At 67.0% G+C, this 15,601-nt stretch carries 13 protein-coding genes; 3 read left to right on the forward strand and 10 right to left on the reverse strand.

Annotated features, from left to right (window positions below):
• Nucleotides 1–60: 60 nt before the first annotated feature.
• The 6 genes from secF to VGN58_RS12120 form a co-directional block, all read right to left on the reverse strand.
• On the reverse strand, nucleotides 61–1,035 hold the full coding sequence (gene secF, locus VGN58_RS12095) for a protein translocase subunit SecF (RefSeq protein ID WP_327483464.1): 975 nt from the start codon (nucleotides 1,033–1,035) through the stop codon (nucleotides 61–63).
• 13 nt (nucleotides 1,036–1,048) lie between these two features.
• A complete protein-coding gene (gene secD, locus VGN58_RS12100) occupies nucleotides 1,049–2,932 on the reverse strand; it encodes a protein translocase subunit SecD (protein ID WP_327483465.1) in 1,884 nt (627 codons plus the stop codon).
• Between the two features lie 98 nt (nucleotides 2,933–3,030).
• The gene (gene yajC, locus VGN58_RS12105) at nucleotides 3,031–3,369 is read right to left on the reverse strand and encodes a preprotein translocase subunit YajC (RefSeq protein ID WP_162339328.1); all 339 of its coding nucleotides are present in this window, start codon (nucleotides 3,367–3,369) and stop codon (nucleotides 3,031–3,033) included.
• A gap of 150 nt (nucleotides 3,370–3,519) precedes the next feature.
• A complete protein-coding gene (gene tgt, locus VGN58_RS12110; RefSeq protein WP_327483466.1) occupies nucleotides 3,520–4,659 on the reverse strand; it encodes a tRNA guanosine(34) transglycosylase Tgt in 1,140 nt (379 codons plus the stop codon).
• A 151-nt stretch (nucleotides 4,660–4,810) separates the two neighbouring features.
• Nucleotides 4,811–5,845, reverse strand: a complete 1,035-nt coding sequence (gene queA, locus VGN58_RS12115; protein ID WP_327483467.1) for a tRNA preQ1(34) S-adenosylmethionine ribosyltransferase-isomerase QueA — start codon at nucleotides 5,843–5,845, stop codon at nucleotides 4,811–4,813.
• Nucleotides 5,846–5,900: 55 nt separating this feature from the next.
• Nucleotides 5,901–6,332, reverse strand: coding sequence for an Lrp/AsnC family transcriptional regulator (locus tag VGN58_RS12120; RefSeq protein ID WP_327483468.1), 432 nt, complete (start codon nucleotides 6,330–6,332; stop codon nucleotides 5,901–5,903).
• Nucleotides 6,333–6,450: 118 nt separating this feature from the next.
• Between VGN58_RS12120 and VGN58_RS12125 the strand changes: the two genes are divergently transcribed.
• Nucleotides 6,451–7,947 carry an aminotransferase class III-fold pyridoxal phosphate-dependent enzyme gene (locus VGN58_RS12125; RefSeq protein ID WP_327483469.1) on the forward strand — a complete coding sequence of 499 codons (1,497 nt, stop codon included), beginning with the start codon at nucleotides 6,451–6,453 and terminating at the stop codon, nucleotides 7,945–7,947.
• 108 nt (nucleotides 7,948–8,055) lie between these two features.
• Here the strand turns inward: VGN58_RS12125 and VGN58_RS12130 are convergent, their stop codons facing one another.
• The 3 genes from VGN58_RS12130 to VGN58_RS12140 form a co-directional block, all read right to left on the reverse strand.
• On the reverse strand, nucleotides 8,056–8,655 hold the full coding sequence (locus VGN58_RS12130; protein WP_327483470.1) for an inorganic diphosphatase: 600 nt from the start codon (nucleotides 8,653–8,655) through the stop codon (nucleotides 8,056–8,058).
• 100 nt (nucleotides 8,656–8,755) lie between these two features.
• Nucleotides 8,756–10,144 carry a metallophosphoesterase family protein gene (locus VGN58_RS12135; protein WP_327483471.1) on the reverse strand — a complete coding sequence of 463 codons (1,389 nt, stop codon included), beginning with the start codon at nucleotides 10,142–10,144 and terminating at the stop codon, nucleotides 8,756–8,758.
• Nucleotides 10,141–11,304, reverse strand: coding sequence for a phytase (locus tag VGN58_RS12140; protein WP_414710787.1), 1,164 nt, complete (start codon nucleotides 11,302–11,304; stop codon nucleotides 10,141–10,143). The genes VGN58_RS12135 and VGN58_RS12140 overlap by 4 nt, the downstream gene beginning before the upstream one ends.
• Before the next feature lie 169 nt (nucleotides 11,305–11,473).
• Here VGN58_RS12140 and VGN58_RS12145 point away from each other — a divergent pair, with 169 nt between their 5' ends.
• Both VGN58_RS12145 and upp read left to right on the forward strand, forming a co-directional pair.
• The gene (locus VGN58_RS12145; RefSeq protein WP_327483472.1) at nucleotides 11,474–13,849 is read left to right on the forward strand and encodes a TonB-dependent receptor; all 2,376 of its coding nucleotides are present in this window, start codon (nucleotides 11,474–11,476) and stop codon (nucleotides 13,847–13,849) included.
• 110 nt (nucleotides 13,850–13,959) lie between these two features.
• Complete coding sequence (gene upp, locus VGN58_RS12150) at nucleotides 13,960–14,592, forward strand: uracil phosphoribosyltransferase (RefSeq protein WP_327483473.1); 633 nt, start codon at nucleotides 13,960–13,962, stop codon at nucleotides 14,590–14,592.
• 106 nt (nucleotides 14,593–14,698) lie between these two features.
• On the opposite strand, the gene VGN58_RS12155 is transcribed toward upp, so the two are convergent.
• Complete coding sequence (locus VGN58_RS12155) at nucleotides 14,699–15,589, reverse strand: MBL fold metallo-hydrolase (RefSeq protein WP_327483474.1); 891 nt, start codon at nucleotides 15,587–15,589, stop codon at nucleotides 14,699–14,701.
• Nucleotides 15,590–15,601: the final 12 nt, after the last annotated feature.

Raw genomic sequence — 15,601 nt, forward strand, 5'->3', positions numbered from 1 at the left:
CCGGCGCCCAAGAAAAAGGCCACGCATCGCGTGGCCTTTTCCGTACTTCGCCGGAAAGCGTTACGGACGACGCGCCAGCAGCGCTTCGTCCTTCGCCTTCGGCATCAGGTCCTGCTTGGTGACGGTCAGGAAGCCGATGGTCAGCAGCGGGCACGCCACGAAGATCGACGAGATGGTGCCCAGCACGATACCGATCATCTGCGACAGCGCCATGCCTTCCAGCGAGCCGCCGCCGTACAGGTACAGGGCGAACACGGTCAGGAAGGCGACGAACGAGGTGATGATCGTGCGCGACAGCGTCTGGTTGATCGAGCGGTTCAGGATCTCCATCGGCTCGGCGCGCAGGTTGCGGAAGTTCTCGCGCACGCGGTCGAACACCACGATCTTGTCGTTGATCGAGAAGCCCATCACCGACAGCAGGCCGGCCAGGATGGTCAGGTCGAACTCGATGCCGCTGGCCGCGAAGAAGCCGGCCACGATCAGCACGTCCGCCAGGGTGGTGACGATCGCCGACACGGCGAACTTCCACTCGAAGCGCACCGCGATGTAGATCAGGAAGCCGATCACCACGAACAGCAGCGTGTACAGGCCGTTGAGCGCCAGTTCCTTGCCGACCTGCGGACCGACGAATTCGCTGCGCATCACCGTCGCGGCATTGCCTTCGCTCGAGGCCAGGCGCAGCACATCGGCCGCCGTGCGATTGCTGGCCTCGGCGCCTTCGGCGGTACCGGCATCCTCGCGCGGTTGCAGGCGCACCAGCAGGTCGCTGCCGGTCCCGAAGGTCTGCACCTGCGCGCTGGGGTAGCCGCCGGCCTCCAGGCGCTCGCGCACTCCGTCGACGTCGGGCGGCGTCTGGAACCGCAGCTCCACCACGGTGCCGCCGGTGAAGTCCAGCGCGAAGTTGAAGTTCTTGAACGCGATGGCGCAGATCGCGGCGATCGCCAGCAGCGCCGCGATGCCGATCGACACCCAGCGCACGCGCATGAAGTTGAAGTTGGTGGTGTGCGGAATCAACCGCAACGGGAAAAGGCTCATCTTCTGTCTCCCGTCAGATGGCGATGGACTTGATCTTGCGGCGGCCGCCGTAGATCAGGGTGGCGATGCCGCGCGACACGGTGACCGCGGTGAACACGGAGGTCAGGATGCCGATGACCATCGTCACCGCGAACCCCTTCAGCGGGCCGGTACCGAACGCGTACAGCGCCACGCCGGCCAGCAACGCGGTCATGTTGGAGTCGAAGATGGTGCCCGACGCCTTGTCGTAACCGGTCGCGATGGCCGCCTGCGGCGGCACCCCTGCCCGCAGCTCCTCGCGTATGCGCTCGTTGATCAGCACGTTGGCGTCCACCGACATGCCGATGGTCAGCGCCAGGCCGGCGAAGCCGGGCAAGGTCATGGTCGCACCGAACAGCGACATCACCGCCACCACCATCACCAGGTTCAGCAGCAGCGCGATGCAGGTGATCAGGCCGAACATGCGGTAGTACACCAGAAAGAACGCCAGCGCGAAAATGAAGGAATACACCACCGCCTTGGTGCCGCGGGCGACGTTCTCGGCGCCCAGGCTGGGGCCGATCACCCGCTCTTCGATGAAGTCCATCGGCGCCGCCAGCGAACCGGCGCGCAGCAGCTTGGCCAGGTTGTCGGCCTCGGTCTTCTCAAGCCCGGTGGTCTGGAAGTTCTTGCCGAACACGCCGGCGATGCGGGTCGGCGACAGCGCTTCCTCGCGCACGCGCACGCTGCGCACTTCCTTGCCGTCGACCATCGTCACGGTCGGCACGCGCTCGATGTAGACCACCGACATCAGCTTGCCGACGTTGGCGCTGGTGTAGTCGAACATGCGCTGGCCGGCGATGTTGTTGAGGGTCACGTCGACGGCCGGCAGGCCGTTGTTGTCCACGCCCACGCGGGCATTGACCATCTCGTCGCCGGACGCCAGCACGCGCTTGTTCAACAGCACCGGACCGGCGTTGTCGCGCAGCTGGTAGACCTTGGCCTCCGGCGGGATGCGACCGCTGGCCACGGCGTCGGCAGCATTGCCTTCCACCACGGCACGGAATTCCAGCGTGGCGGTCGCGCCGATCAGGCGCTTGGCCTCGGCGGTGTCCTGCACGCCCGGCAACTGCACGACCACGCGATCGTTGCCCTGGCGCTGGATGATCGGCTCGGCCACGCCGATCTCGTTGATGCGGTTGCGCAGCGTGGTGAGGTTCTGCTCGATCGCCTCGCTGGCGATCTGCTCCAGCTCCGCCTGCGGCAGGCCGATGGTGATCTGCTGGCCGGCCGCCTGGTAGGTCAGGCCGGATCCGGAGGCCAGCGTGCCGGCGTTGTTGCCGCGCGAGCTCAGCGTCTGCGCCAGCGCCTGCTGTGCGGCGGCCACGTCCTCGTCGTCGGCCAGCGTCACCACGATGCTGTTGTTCGGGCGGCGCTCGACCGAGGTGTAGCGGATGCGCTTGTCGCGCAGGGTGACGCGGGTGTCCTCGAGATAACCGTCGACGCGCTTGTCCAGCGCGGCCTTCTGGTCGACCTGCAGCACGAAATGCACGCCACCCTGCAGGTCGAGACCCTGCACCATCGGCCGGGCACCGAGGTCGCCCAGCCAATCCGGCACGGTCGACGCCAGGCTCAGGGCGACCAGGTAGTCGTCGCCCAGCGCCTTGCGCAGCGCGTCGTTGGCCGTCGTCTGCGCTTCCAGGCTGGGCAGGCGCACCAGCATGCTGGCGGCTTCGGTGTCGATCTCCTTGGCCTGCACGCCCGCGTCCTTCAGCGCGTCATCCACGCGGCCGCGCAGGGCGGCATCGATGGCGAAGCCCCGGTTGGCGGTGATCTGCACGGAGGGATCCTGCGGATACAGGTTGGGCAGCGCATACAGCGCGCTGGCCAACACGACGATCAGGATCAGGACATATTTCCAGCGAGGGAATTCAAGCATCGTGGCGACCCGCGCAGGCCCTTCCCGGGCGTACGCTCAGCAGTGGTTCGGAAACAGCGGGATTCGCGCCGCGGCGGAGCCGCGGCGCGGGGAACGGATCAGGCGGACTTCAGCGTGCCCTTCGGCAGCACATTGCCCACGGCGGCCTTCTGCACGCGCACGCGCACGTTGTCGGCCACTTCCAGGGTGACGAAGTTGTCGCCGATGTCGGTGACCGTGCCGGCGATGCCGCCCGAGGTGATGACTTCGTCGCCCTTGGACAGCTTGTCCAGCATGGAACGGTGCTCCTTGGCGCGCTTCATCTGCGGGCGGATCATCAGGAAGTACATGATGGCGATCAGCGCGATCGGCATCAGCAGGCCGAAGCCGCCCATGCCCTGCTGGGCCGGTGCGGCCTGGGCGAGAACGGGGGCAACGAGGAAATCAAGCAGATTCATGGACTTGTCCATTGGGTATGAAAAGCAGCCGGGGATTATGCCACGCGCCGGAAGGGCCCGCCCGGGCGCCCCCATCCGCCCGGACCGGAAAAGACCGCGTCGGCGCCGGATGGTTCCCCGGGGACGCAGGACCGGCAGGTCGTCGGGGCGTCAGCCGGACGGCGGCTCGGTCCCGCGTGCGGCGTAGAAGCCCGCCCGGAAGGCCTCGAACCGCCCCTCGGCAATGGCGGCCCGCATCTGCGCCATCACCTGCTGGTAGTACCAGAGGTTGTGCAGCGTGCCCAGCATCGGCGCCAGCATCTCGTTGCAGCGGTCCAGGTGGCGCAGGTAGCTGCGGGTGAAGCCGTTGCGGCAGGCATAGCAGCCGCAGCCTGGCTCGATGGGCTGCAGGTCGTGCTCGTACTTCGAATTGCGGATGCGCACGGTGCCCGACGAGGTGAAGTAGTGGCCGTTGCGCGCGTTGCGGGTCGGCATGACGCAGTCGAACATGTCCACGCCGCGCGCCACCGCCTCCACCAGGTCCTCCGGCCGGCCCACGCCCATCAGGTACCGCGGCTGGTCCGCCGGCAGCTGCGGGCAGGTGTGTTCGAGCGTGGTGTTGCGCTCCTGCTCGGTCTCGCCGACGGCCAGTCCGCCGATCGCGTAGCCGTCGAAGCCGATCGCCTTCAACCCTTCGGCCGAGCGCGTGCGCAGATCGTGGTGCACCCCACCCTGCACGATGCCGAACAGCGCGGCGTCGTTGCCTTCGTGGGCGCGCTTGGAGCGCTCGGCCCAGCGCAGCGACAGCTCCATCGACCGTTCGATCACCCGCGGGTCGACCGGCTTGCCATCGACGTTCACCGGCGGGCACTCGTCGAAGATCATCACGATGTCCGAGTCCAGCACGCGCTGGATGTTCATGCTCTCTTCGGGACCCAGGAACACCTTGCTGCCGTCGACCGGCGAGGCGAACGTCACGCCCTGCTCGGTGATCTTGCGCCGGTGCGCCAGCGAGAAGACCTGGAACCCGCCCGAATCGGTGAGGATCGGCTTGTCCCAGCGCGCGAAGCCGTGCAGGCCGCCATGCGCGCCGATCACGTCCAGGCCAGGGCGCAGGTAGAGATGGAAGGTGTTGCCGAGGATGATCTCGGCGCCGAGGTCTTCCACGTGTTCGGGCAGGATGCCCTTCACCGATCCGTAGGTACCCACCGGCATGAACGCCGGCGTCTCGATGGTGCCGCGCGGAAACGTCACCCGGCCACGCCGCGCCGCGCCGTCGGTGGTCAGCAGGTTGAAGGACATGCGGCTCATGCGGATACCCTGCCGCGCACCCGATCTCCGTCATTCCGGCGAAAGCCGGAATCCATTTGGCTGTTGGTGTTGCGGTCGGAAGCCAAAATCAACATGGTTTCCGGCTTTCGCCGGAATGACGATCCGATTTCTGATACAGAACGGTCACGATTCACCTGGCATCCTCCGGGAACAACAGCATCGCGTCTCCATACGAGAAGAACCGGTACTGCTCGCGCACCGCATGGGCGTAGGCGGCCATGATCCGGTCCTTGCCGGCGAACGCGCTGACCAGCATCAGCAGCGTGCTTTCCGGCAGGTGGAAGTTGGTGACCATCGCGTCGACGCTGCGGATGCGGTAGCCGGGAAAGATGAAGATCTGCGTCTCGCCGGCGAACGGTTGAAGTTCGCCGTCCCGCATGGCGGACTCCAGCGCGCGCACGACGGTGGTGCCCACCGCGATGACGCGGCTGCCGCGCGCGCGCGCGGCGCGCACCTGCTCGACCAGCGCCGCACCGACATTGAGCCATTCGCTGTGCATGCGGTGCTCGTGGATGTCGTCCACGCGCATCGGCTGGAACGTGCCGGCACCGACATGCAGCGTCACGTGGCCGAACTCCACGCCGCGGTCGCGCAGCGTGGCCAGCAGCGCATCGTCGAAGTGCAGGCCGGCGGTCGGTGCCGCGACCGCACCCAGTTCGCGCGCGAACACGGTCTGGTAGCGCTCGTCGTCGTCCTGCCCGGGTGCCCGCTGGATGTAGGGCGGCAACGGCAGGCGGCCGGCCTTCTGCAACCAGCTCTCCAGTGCGCCGGGCACGTGGAAACGCAGCTGGTAGAACTCGCCATCGCGCCCGATCACTTCCGCCTCGCCGCCGCCATCCAGCCGGATGCGGCCGCCGGGCTTGGGCGACTTGCTGGCGCCCACCTGCGCACGCGCCGCGTTGTCCGGCAGCAGGCGTTCGATCAGGATCTCGACGCGTCCGCCACTTTCCTTCTGGCCGAACAGGCGTGCCGGGATCACGCGGGTGTCGTTGAACACCAGCAGGTCGCCGGGCTGGAGCCATTCGGGCAGGTCGCGCACGTGGCGGTCGGCGAACGGCGCACCGCCCGGCGGCACGACCAGCAGCCGGCTCGCCGAACGCTCCGGCAGCGGCGCCTGCGCGATCAGCGCCTCGGGCAGGTCGAAATGGAAATCGGACTTCTTCACGGTCGGGGCCTTGCGGGGGCGTGCATTGTACGGGAGCCCGCCGGGCCGCCCGTCGTCAACGCTCGAACTTGGTCGACAGCACGATCGACGAGGTGGTGCGCTCCACGCCTTCCAGCGCGCCGATGCGGTCGGTCAGCACGTCCATGTCGCCGACGGTCGGCACGGCCCCGATGGCGATCAGGTCGTGGCTGCCGCTGACCGAATGCAGCACGCGCAGTTCCGGCATCGCGCGCAGCGCCGCCACCACCGAGGTCATCTGCTTGGGATGCACGGCGATCATGATGTGCGCACGCAGGTGGCTGCGGTCGTATTCGTCGTGCACCCGCACGGTGTAGCCGCTGATCACGCCCTCGCGTTCCAGCCGCTCGATCCGGCTCTGCACTGTGGTCCGCGACAGGTTGAGCCGGCGCGCGATCTGGGCGGTGGAGGCCCGCGCATTCTCACGGAGCATTGAGAGCAGTTGCTGGTCGGCGTCGGTGAGCTTCATTGAACAGGCGGGATTCGTCGAATCGACGAAATATCCCTCAAATCCGCGCAGTTCACAACTGTCAAATGACGATTTATTCCCGATAATACGGGTTTGCCGCCTGCTGCCGAGGATTCCCATGGCCCTGATCGACCATCTCGCCGCGCTGCGCGCCCACCCGGGCCAGCGTCTTACCCAAGGTCTGGACGATACCGCCGTCGAACGGCTGGCCAAGGGCCACCCGGACCTGGTCGCCGCCATCGAGGCCGCCGCGGCAGAGCACGCGCGCCTGCAGGACGAGTTCTCCGAACTGCTGGCCATGGACGAAGCGGACCAGCTGCGCGCCGTGCAATCCGGCTACGTCAACTTCTACGCCGACGACGCTATCAATCCCTACATCGCGCTCGCCGCGCGCGGCCCGTGGGTGGTCACCCTGAAGGGCGCCGTGCTGTACGACGCCGGCGGCTACGGCATGCTCGGCTTCGGCCACACCCCGGCCGCCGTACTGGACGCAATGGCCCGCCCGCAGGTAATGGCCAACATCATGACCCCCAGCCTGTCGCAGCTGCGCTTCGACCGCGCCCTGCGCAAGGAGATCGGCCATACCCGTGGCGGCTGCCCGTTCGCGAAGTTCCTGTGCCTCAACTCGGGTTCCGAATCGGTCGGCCTGGCCGCACGCATCGCCGACATCAACAGCAAGCTGATGACCGACCCGGACGGCCGCCATGCCGGCCGCACCATCAAGCGCATCGTGGTGAAGGGCAGCTTCCACGGCCGCACCGAGCGTCCGGCGCTGTACTCGGACTCCTCGCGCAAGTCCTACCAGCAGCACCTGGCCAGCTACCGCGGCGAGGACTCGGTCATCGCCATCCCGCCGTACGACGTGGAGGCGCTGAAGCAGGCGTTCGCCGATGCGGAGACCAAGGGCTGGTTCGTCGAGGCCGTGTTCCTGGAGCCGGTGATGGGCGAAGGCGACCCGGGCCGTTCCGTGCCCCCGGCGTTCTACGCCGCGGCGCGCGAACTGACCCGCAGCCACGGCAGCCTGTTCCTGGTCGACTCCATCCAGGCCGGCCTGCGTGCGCACGGCGTGCTGTCGATCGTCGACTACCCGGGCTTCGAGGGCCTGGACGCGCCGGACATGGAAACCTATTCCAAGGCGCTGAACGCCGCGCAGTACCCGCTGTCGGTGCTGGCCGTGAACGAGCGCGCCGCCGGCCTGTACCGCAAGGGCGTGTACGGCAACACCATGACCACCAATCCGCGCGCGCTGGACGTGGCCTGCGCCACGCTGGCCCAGCTGACGCCGCAGGTACGCGAGAACATCCGCAAGCGCGGCGTCGAAGCGGTGCAGAAGCTGCAGCAGCTCCAGGGCGAACTCGGTGGCCTGATCACCAACGTGCAGGGCACCGGCCTGCTGTTCTCGTGCGAACTGTCGCCGGCGTTCAAGTGCTACGGCGCCGGCTCCACCGAGGAATGGCTGCGCCAGCACGGCCTCAACGTCATCCACGGCGGCGCCAATTCGTTGCGCTTCACCCCGCACTTCGCGATCGACAGCGAAGAACTGGACCTGCTGGTCGGCATGGTCGGCACGGCGCTGCGTGAAGGGCCGCGCATCCGTCAGGTCGCGGCAGCCTGATCCCTACGACTGACGCGACGAAAAAGGCGAGCCGCGGCTCGCCTTTTTTGTAGGGTGGGCCTCGGCCCACCATCCACATGTCGGATTGAAGGTGGGCCAAGGCCCACCCTACGGTTGCGTGGTGAAGCGATCCAGCGAAGCCTGGATCAACGCCTTCGCTTCCTTCGCGTCGCCATAGCCATTGAGCTGCACAGGGTTGCGGCCCGTCGGCAGGTCCTTGTAGATGCGGAAGAACGCCTCGATGCGATCCCGTTCGACTTGCGGCAGATCGGCCAGGTCACGGATGCCGGCGTAGGTCGGGTCGACCCTGTCGGTGGGCACGCCGATGATCTTCTCGTCATGCTCGCCCGCGTCGATCATGCGCAGCACGCCGATGGGACGGAACGTCACCAGCACGCCGGGATGCAGCGGTTCGCGCGTCAGTACCAGCGCGTCCAGCGGATCGCCGTCGCCGGCCAGGGTGCGCGGCATCGAGCCGTAGTTGGCCGGATACGCGACCGGCATCGACTGGAAGCGATCGACGAAGAGCAGGCCATCGTCGTTGATCTCATACTTGGTGGAACTGCCGGCGGGGATCTCGACCGCCAGCAGCACTTCGTCCGGCGCAGCTTTCGGCTGCTGGGCGAGGAAGGGGTGGCGGATATGGGACTCGCGGGCATGTGCCGTGATGCACACGAAGAGCAACGCGATGGCGAAAACACGCTTCATGTGGAACTCCTGCGTAGAGCGGAGCTTGCTCCGCTGCTTCTGTCATGGGTTGGCGGCGCGAGAAAGGCAGCCGAGCAAGCTCGGCTCTACAACAAAGGGCTTATTCCCAGCACCGGTCGGTGCGGCCCTTGAGGGTCTCGGCACGGGTGCACGTACGTTCGTCGATCCGGCCCTCCGCGCGCTCCACCAGCTGCTTGCCCGCCACAGCGTCGTCGACCAGATCGAAGGCGTCGTACAAGCGTCCCGTCGCCGTGCGCGCCTCGTAGCGCAGGCGCGGGCCGTCGAAGCGCAGCACCTGGAACAGCTGCGTGTCCTCGGCGACCGGCCGCATGGTCTTGCGCGCTTCGTCCGACAGCCGGTACTGCTTGGCCCCGGTGACCGACACCACGAACACCGGCGTCGGCGCTTCGTTCTTCAGGCGGCCATAGACGTGGTCGTGTCCCTGCAGCACCAGATCGACCTTGCGCTTGCGGATCACCGGCAGCAGATGCTTGCGCAGCAGCACGTTGTCGCGGCCTTCGCGCGGCGAGAAGAACGGCTGGTGCGTCAGCACGATGCTCCAGCGGTGCGGATTCGAGGCCAGCACCTCGTCCAGCCACGCGGCCTGCGCCTTCGCCGTGCCCAGGTCGAGCGCGGAGGTCCCATCGATGACGACCACACGCACATCCTGATAGTCGAACCAGTACGTGGTCCGCTTCGCCTGCGCCACCCCGTTGTCCGGCAGCGCGAAGGTCACCGGCCAGTGCGCGCCCAGCACACGGCGTTCCTGCGGCGTGTCCTCGAACTCCTCGAAATACTCGTGGTTGCCCGGCGCCGGCGCGACCACCAGCGAGGTCGGCAGCGCTCCGTTCGCTTCGAACCACTCGCCCCACTCGTTGTCGTCCTCGCCATCGCCGCCGCTGACCAGGTCGCCGGCGTACAGCGCCAGCCGTGCGTCCGGCGCATGGCGCATCGCCTCGCGCACGACGCGGGTGGTGAGGCTGACGTTCTTGTTCTGGGTGTCGCCGAAGTACAGCAGCGTCAACGGCGAACCCGCGGACGGTGCCGTGCGCGTGTGGTGCCACGCGCTCCAGGTGCGGTCGCCCTGCACACGCCAGGCATACAGCGTGTCCGGTTGCAGGCCGTCGACATCGGCGCGATGGTGATGCGCAGTTCCGTTCTCGGTCTTCAGCGCGGTGCTGGTGGCGGTGATCCGGCGCGGCTCGCCCATGTCAGGCGAATCGCCGGCGACGACGATCTCCAGCAGCAGCGCGCCGACCGTCGTGTCCGTGCGCCAGGCCACGGACAAGCCGGTGCCGGCGTCCTGCGCAGGCGTGGCCACGATCCGGTCCGGGAAGCCGCTCGGCGCATAGCGCACCACTCCCTGCGGCACGCGCGTGTTCGGCTCGTGCTGGCGTACCGTCGCTTCCTGCGCGAGTGTCGTCGCGCAGGTCCCCAGCAACAGCACCGCCAGCACCCACTTCGTCACCGCATCCCCTGCATGCTTCATTCGACGCGGCACTCCGGCAGCGACAGGGCCTTGGCGATGTCGCGCCAGTCGAACGCCGCCACGGCCTGGTCGTCGTCGACCGCGTAGAACGCGCCCTGCGGGAAGCGCGCATCGGCGCTCTGGTCCAGCCACACGCCATCGGTGTTCGCGGTCCGGTTGCCGGCGAACGCGCCCTTGTAGTCCAGCGTCAGCCGGTCGAACACGTGGAACACGCTGCGGTCCTTGAACTGGTCGGTGGCGATCCAGTAACCGCTGCCGCCCGCGCACTGCGCCAGCGCCATGCCCTCGGCCTGCGCCTTGAACAGGTCCGCACCGATGTCGCGCCCGCGATACGTGCCGTCCAGTCCGTACTCGCGCAGGCGCGTACCGACGGCGACATCCTCTTCCGCGAGCAACAGGCGATCATTCGCCGCATCGCCGAACACGGATTCCGCGATGCGAATTGCACCGGCCTCGCCGGTGTCTCCGAAAGTACCGGTGAGCGCGGCCTTCCAGCCACCCTCGGCCCGCTGCAGGTGGTAACGCTTGAAGCGCTGGCCAAGCTCGGCCAGCGGCGGCGGCAGGTCCTCGTTATCCGGAGACATGTAGTTGTCGCTGACGATGACCTCGTACGCGTCCTTCTGCGCACGTACCCAAAGGCCGTAAGGCTGCTTCAGCTCATCGGCACCGAACACCAGCAGGGGCGTGAAGTCCGGCAGCTGGAAGACCTGCACGCGGCGGTTGTCACGCTCGACCAACAGCACCAGGTCGTCGATCACGGCGATGCCGTTCGGCCGCTGCATCTGGCCCAGTGCGCTGCCGGGACCGGAGACGGTGCGCAATTGCTTGCCGGTGCTGCCGTCGTACACCACCAGCCGGTGCGTGTCCTTGGCGGTGGCGATCAGCCAGCGCGTGCCATCGGGCGATCGCCAGCTGGCGGGCGAATCGACGTTCTCGGCCGGCGTGGCCGCAGTGATGAACGCTTCCGGCACCACGACGTGGGCGATCTTCGCCTCGCTCAGCAGCGGATCCTTCTCGACGTTCTCGTCGGGTTCCTTCTCCCGTACGGGCGTTTCCACTGGAGCGGCAGACGGCGCAGGCGCATCGGGTTTTCCGCCGCAGGCGGCGAGCAGGACAGGAATCGCAAGCAAGGCAAGGCGTGGTTTCACCGGGTTCCCCATGACATGAAGGCGTCAACAAACTGCCATGTTCTACGCAGCCGCCATGACATTTTCGTGTCAGCGCGCTGCACGCGAATACCTGTCACCGCACGGGAACCTCGCTGTCATGTGGCCGCCATGTGACGTGCTTACAAAGTGCCGTTTACTTTCGTCACGGGGACGACACACGATGAAACGCAATGCCTTGGCCGCCTCGCTCTCGCAGGCGCTGTTCTGCGCGGTCCTGCTGCCGGCCAGCCTCGCCGCCACCGCCCAGAACCAGGCGCCGGACGCCGGCACCGCCGGCGATCCCAAGCAACTGGACACCGTGGTGGTGCAGGCCGAGATCGCCTACCGCGACCGTACCGAGGACATCGCGCCCACGCTGGTCTACGACCTGGAGTACTTCCAGCGCTTCGAGCCCAACACCGTCGGCGACATGCTCAAGCGCGTGCCGGGCGTGGGCTTCGTCGGTTCGGACATCATGGAATACGACGGTGTGCAGCTGCGCGGCCTCGGCGGTGGCTACACGCAGGTGCTGATCAACGGCAAGAAGGTGCCAGGCGCCGGCGACGACCGATCGTTCTACGTCGACCGCATCCCGGCCGAGATGGTCGACCACATCGAGATCAAGCGCAGCGCCAGCGCCAACCGCAGCGGCGACGCCATGGCCGGCGCCATCAACATCGTGCTGCGCGATGCGTACGAATTCACCGGCAGCTACATCCGCGTGGGCGTGAACCGCTGGGACGACGGCGAGATCAACCCGACGTTCGGCGCGGTGACCTCGTTCGAGGCGCTGGGCGGCCGCCTGCTGGCCGGCATCAACGTGCAGGACCGCTACCGCGCCAAGACCAAGCGTTCCGACCGCTTCACCGACAACACGCAGGAAGAGAAGGTCAGCTGGGAAGACCAGACCGAGGTGAAGGACGGCCGCGACTACTCGGCCAACCTGTCCTACACCGCCGATGTCGGCGACTCGGGCCGTTTCAGCCTGGATGCCTTCTACGTCAAGACCGATCGCGACGTGACCGAAGTGTCGTTCGAGGAAGAGCTGGACGACGACGAAACCATCAACGTGCTCGTCCCCGGCCGGGACCCGTACGACCAGAAGAACTACGGCATCGGTGCCGAATACAGGTTCGACATGGGCGGCGGCACCACCGAGGTGAGCGTGGACCACGCGCGCTTCGAGAATTCGCAGGCCACCACCGAGGGCGAACAGGTCTACGTCAGCGGCGCGGAGAACTGGGACGACACCTGGAGCATCCCGGCAGACGCCGAGTGGGACGAAACCGTCTATGAAGCCGAATCGGTGACCGCCAAGGACGCCGAAACCGGCTTCCGCCTCAGCCATGTGCGCCCGGTGGGTGGCGCCGAGCTGGAGTTCGGCGTGGACTACCGCACCAAGAAGCGTGAAGGTCTGCTCGTCAGCTACGAGTGGGAAGCCGAAGAGGAAGGCGAAACCCCGAACTCGCTGGCGGACTACGAGCTGGATGGCAGCGTGGCCTCGGTGATCGAGGAAAAGCGCCTGGATCCCTACGTGATGCTCAGCAGCAAGGGCGAGGCTTTCTCGTGGGAAGCCGGCCTGCGTTACGAGACCACCAGGTCCGACGTGGAATACCTGGAGGACGAGGAAAGCGAAGGCCGCGTCAGCAAGGACTACAACGAGTTGCTGCCGTCGGTGAACCTGCGCTGGAACCTGGGCGATGCGGACCGCATCAGCCTGTCGCTGGCCAGAACCATCAAGCGACCGAACTTCAACGAGCTGCTGCCGGCGCTGCTGGACGGCGAGTTCGGCGACAACGACTACATCGGCAATCCCGAGCTGGACCCGGAGACCGCCAACGGCCTGGACCTCGGCTTCGAGCACCGCCTCGGCCGCAAGGGCGTGGTCGGGCTGAACTTCTTCTATCGCGACGTCAAGGACCTCATCGAGATCGTCAACACCGGCGAGCCCAGCGAAGAGATGCAGGACGTGTGGGACGAGCTGATCGAGGACGGCGACGCGGTCGACCTGGCCGATGCGATGGCGCAGGAACCGGCCTCGAGCTTCCTGTACACCTCGGCCAATGTCGGCGACGGCAAGGTCTACGGCTTCGAGTTCGATGTCTCCACGCCACTGTCGGCCATCGGCCTGGACAAGACGGGCGTGTTCGCCAACTACTCGTGGGTGAAGTCCAAGGTCGATGACTTCCTGGGCGAACGCCGCTTCAACGACCAGGCCAAGTCGGTCTACAACATCGGCTTCATCCACGACATCCCGAGCTGGGGCGCGAGCTTCGGTGCGACCTACCGCAAGCAGGGCGACGCCTACACGCGCCTGCTGGCCGAGGAAGTCCTCATCCGCTACGGCGGCGAACTGGACGTCTTCGTCGAGAAGCGCTTCGGCACCAGCCTGTCCGTGCGCCTGAGCGCCAACAACCTGCTGGATGCCAGCAAGGACGAGTTCTTCGACAAGTTCGACACGCTGCAGGACCAGATCGACCGCGACTACGACGAGTACGAGCTGGAGACCGAAGAGGCCGGTCCGAGCTACCAGCTGGTCATGCGCTGGGCGTTCTGACACCCGACGGTCGCGATGCAGGGAAGAAGCCGGCGCACGCCGGCTTCTTCTTTGTCGGGGCGCGGCGTTTGATGCAGACTGGCCGCCTCTCCCGCCGCCCCTGCACCGCCATGAAGACCGTCGAAGTCCGCCACCCGCTCGTCCAGCACAAGATCGGCCTGCTGCGCAACGCTGGCCTCAACACCAAGGATTTCCGCGAGCTGGTCACCGAGCTGGGCACGCTGCTGGCGTACGAGGCGACCGCAGACCTCGAACTGACCAGCGAGACGATGGGCGGCTGGGCAGGACCGGTGGAGGTGAAGAAGATCGCCGGCGCCAAGATCACCCTGGTGCCGATCCTGCGCGCCGGCCTGGGCATGCTGCCGGGCGTGCTGGCGCTGATCCCCACGGCGCGCGTCAGCGTGGTCGGCCTGCAGCGCGACGAGGAAACGCTGCAGCCGGTGCCCTACTTCGAGAAGCTGACCGGACGGCTGGAAGAACGCGACGCGCTGATCCTCGACCCGATGCTGGCCACCGGCGGCACCCTGGTCGCCACCATCGACATGCTCAAGCGCGCCGGTGCGAAGCGGATCAAGGGCATCTTCCTGGTCGCCGCACCGGAGGGCCTGAAGGCACTCGAAGCCGCACACCCCGATGTCGAGGTCTACACCGCCGCCATCGACGAACGCCTCAACGACAAGGGCTACATCCTGCCGGGCCTCGGCGATGCCGGCGACCGCATCTTCGGTACGCGAATCGGGTGAGCCGTTTCCTGTCGTAGCGAAGTTTCCTGTTGTGGGAGCGACGCAAGTCGCGAAGACATTGCCCTGTCGCGACTTACGTCGCTCCCACGACGTCAGTCATCGCGCATCACGCCGCCAGCGGGCGCGCGTGCAGTTCCGCGACCTCGTGGGCCACGCCGAACTTGCCCTTCTCGTCGCGGGTCACCTGCGCCAGGGCGCAGCCCGGGTCGTGGGTGAAGAACAGATGGACGTTGCGGGCGAGCTTGTCGTCGAGGAAGGCGCGCTTCTCGTCGATCAGCAGTTCGGCGTTGCGGTCGTAGCCCATGGTGATGGGCACGTGCACCCACGAACGACCCGGAATCAGGTCGGCGCAGAACACCACGCCGCCGTGCGGCTGACCATCGATGCGCTCGGGGCCGACGATCTCCGACAGCATGAGGCCCGGCGTATGGCCATCGCTGAAGCCGAAACGCACGGATTCGCCGAGCACCCTCGAGTGATCGCCGGACACGAGCTCCAGCCGTCCGCTGGCTTCCAGCAGCGGCTGCAGTTCGGGGATGAAGCTGGCCCGGTCGCGAGGATGCGGCTTCAGCGCCCGCTGCCAGTGGTCCGCGCCGACGACGAACGTGGCGTTGGGGAACAGCAGTTCCGGCGCCCTGCCCTCCTGCCACGGCGCCAGCAGACCGCCGGCGTGGTCGAAATGCAGGTGGCTGAGCACCACCACGTCGATGTCCTCGTGCGAGAAGCCGGCCGCCCGCAGCGAGTCGAGCAGCACGTGGCGATCTTCCTGCACGCCGAAGCGCGCGCGCATCTTCGGATCGAAGAACGCGCCGATGCCGGTCTCGAACAGCACGGTCTTGCCGTTCAGCGGCTGCGCCAGCAGCGCGCGGCAGGCCAGTTCGATGCGGTTCTTCGCATCGGGCGGCGACCACTTCTCCCACATGGCGCGCGGCGCGTTGCCGAACATCGCGCCTCCATCGAGTTTCTGGGAATTGCCCAGCAGCGACCAGAGTTTCATGGGGCCGATTCT

The organism is Pseudoxanthomonas sp., from assembly GCF_035999195.1.
In the GTDB taxonomy this organism is placed as follows: Bacteria; Pseudomonadota; Gammaproteobacteria; order Xanthomonadales; family Xanthomonadaceae; genus Pseudoxanthomonas_A.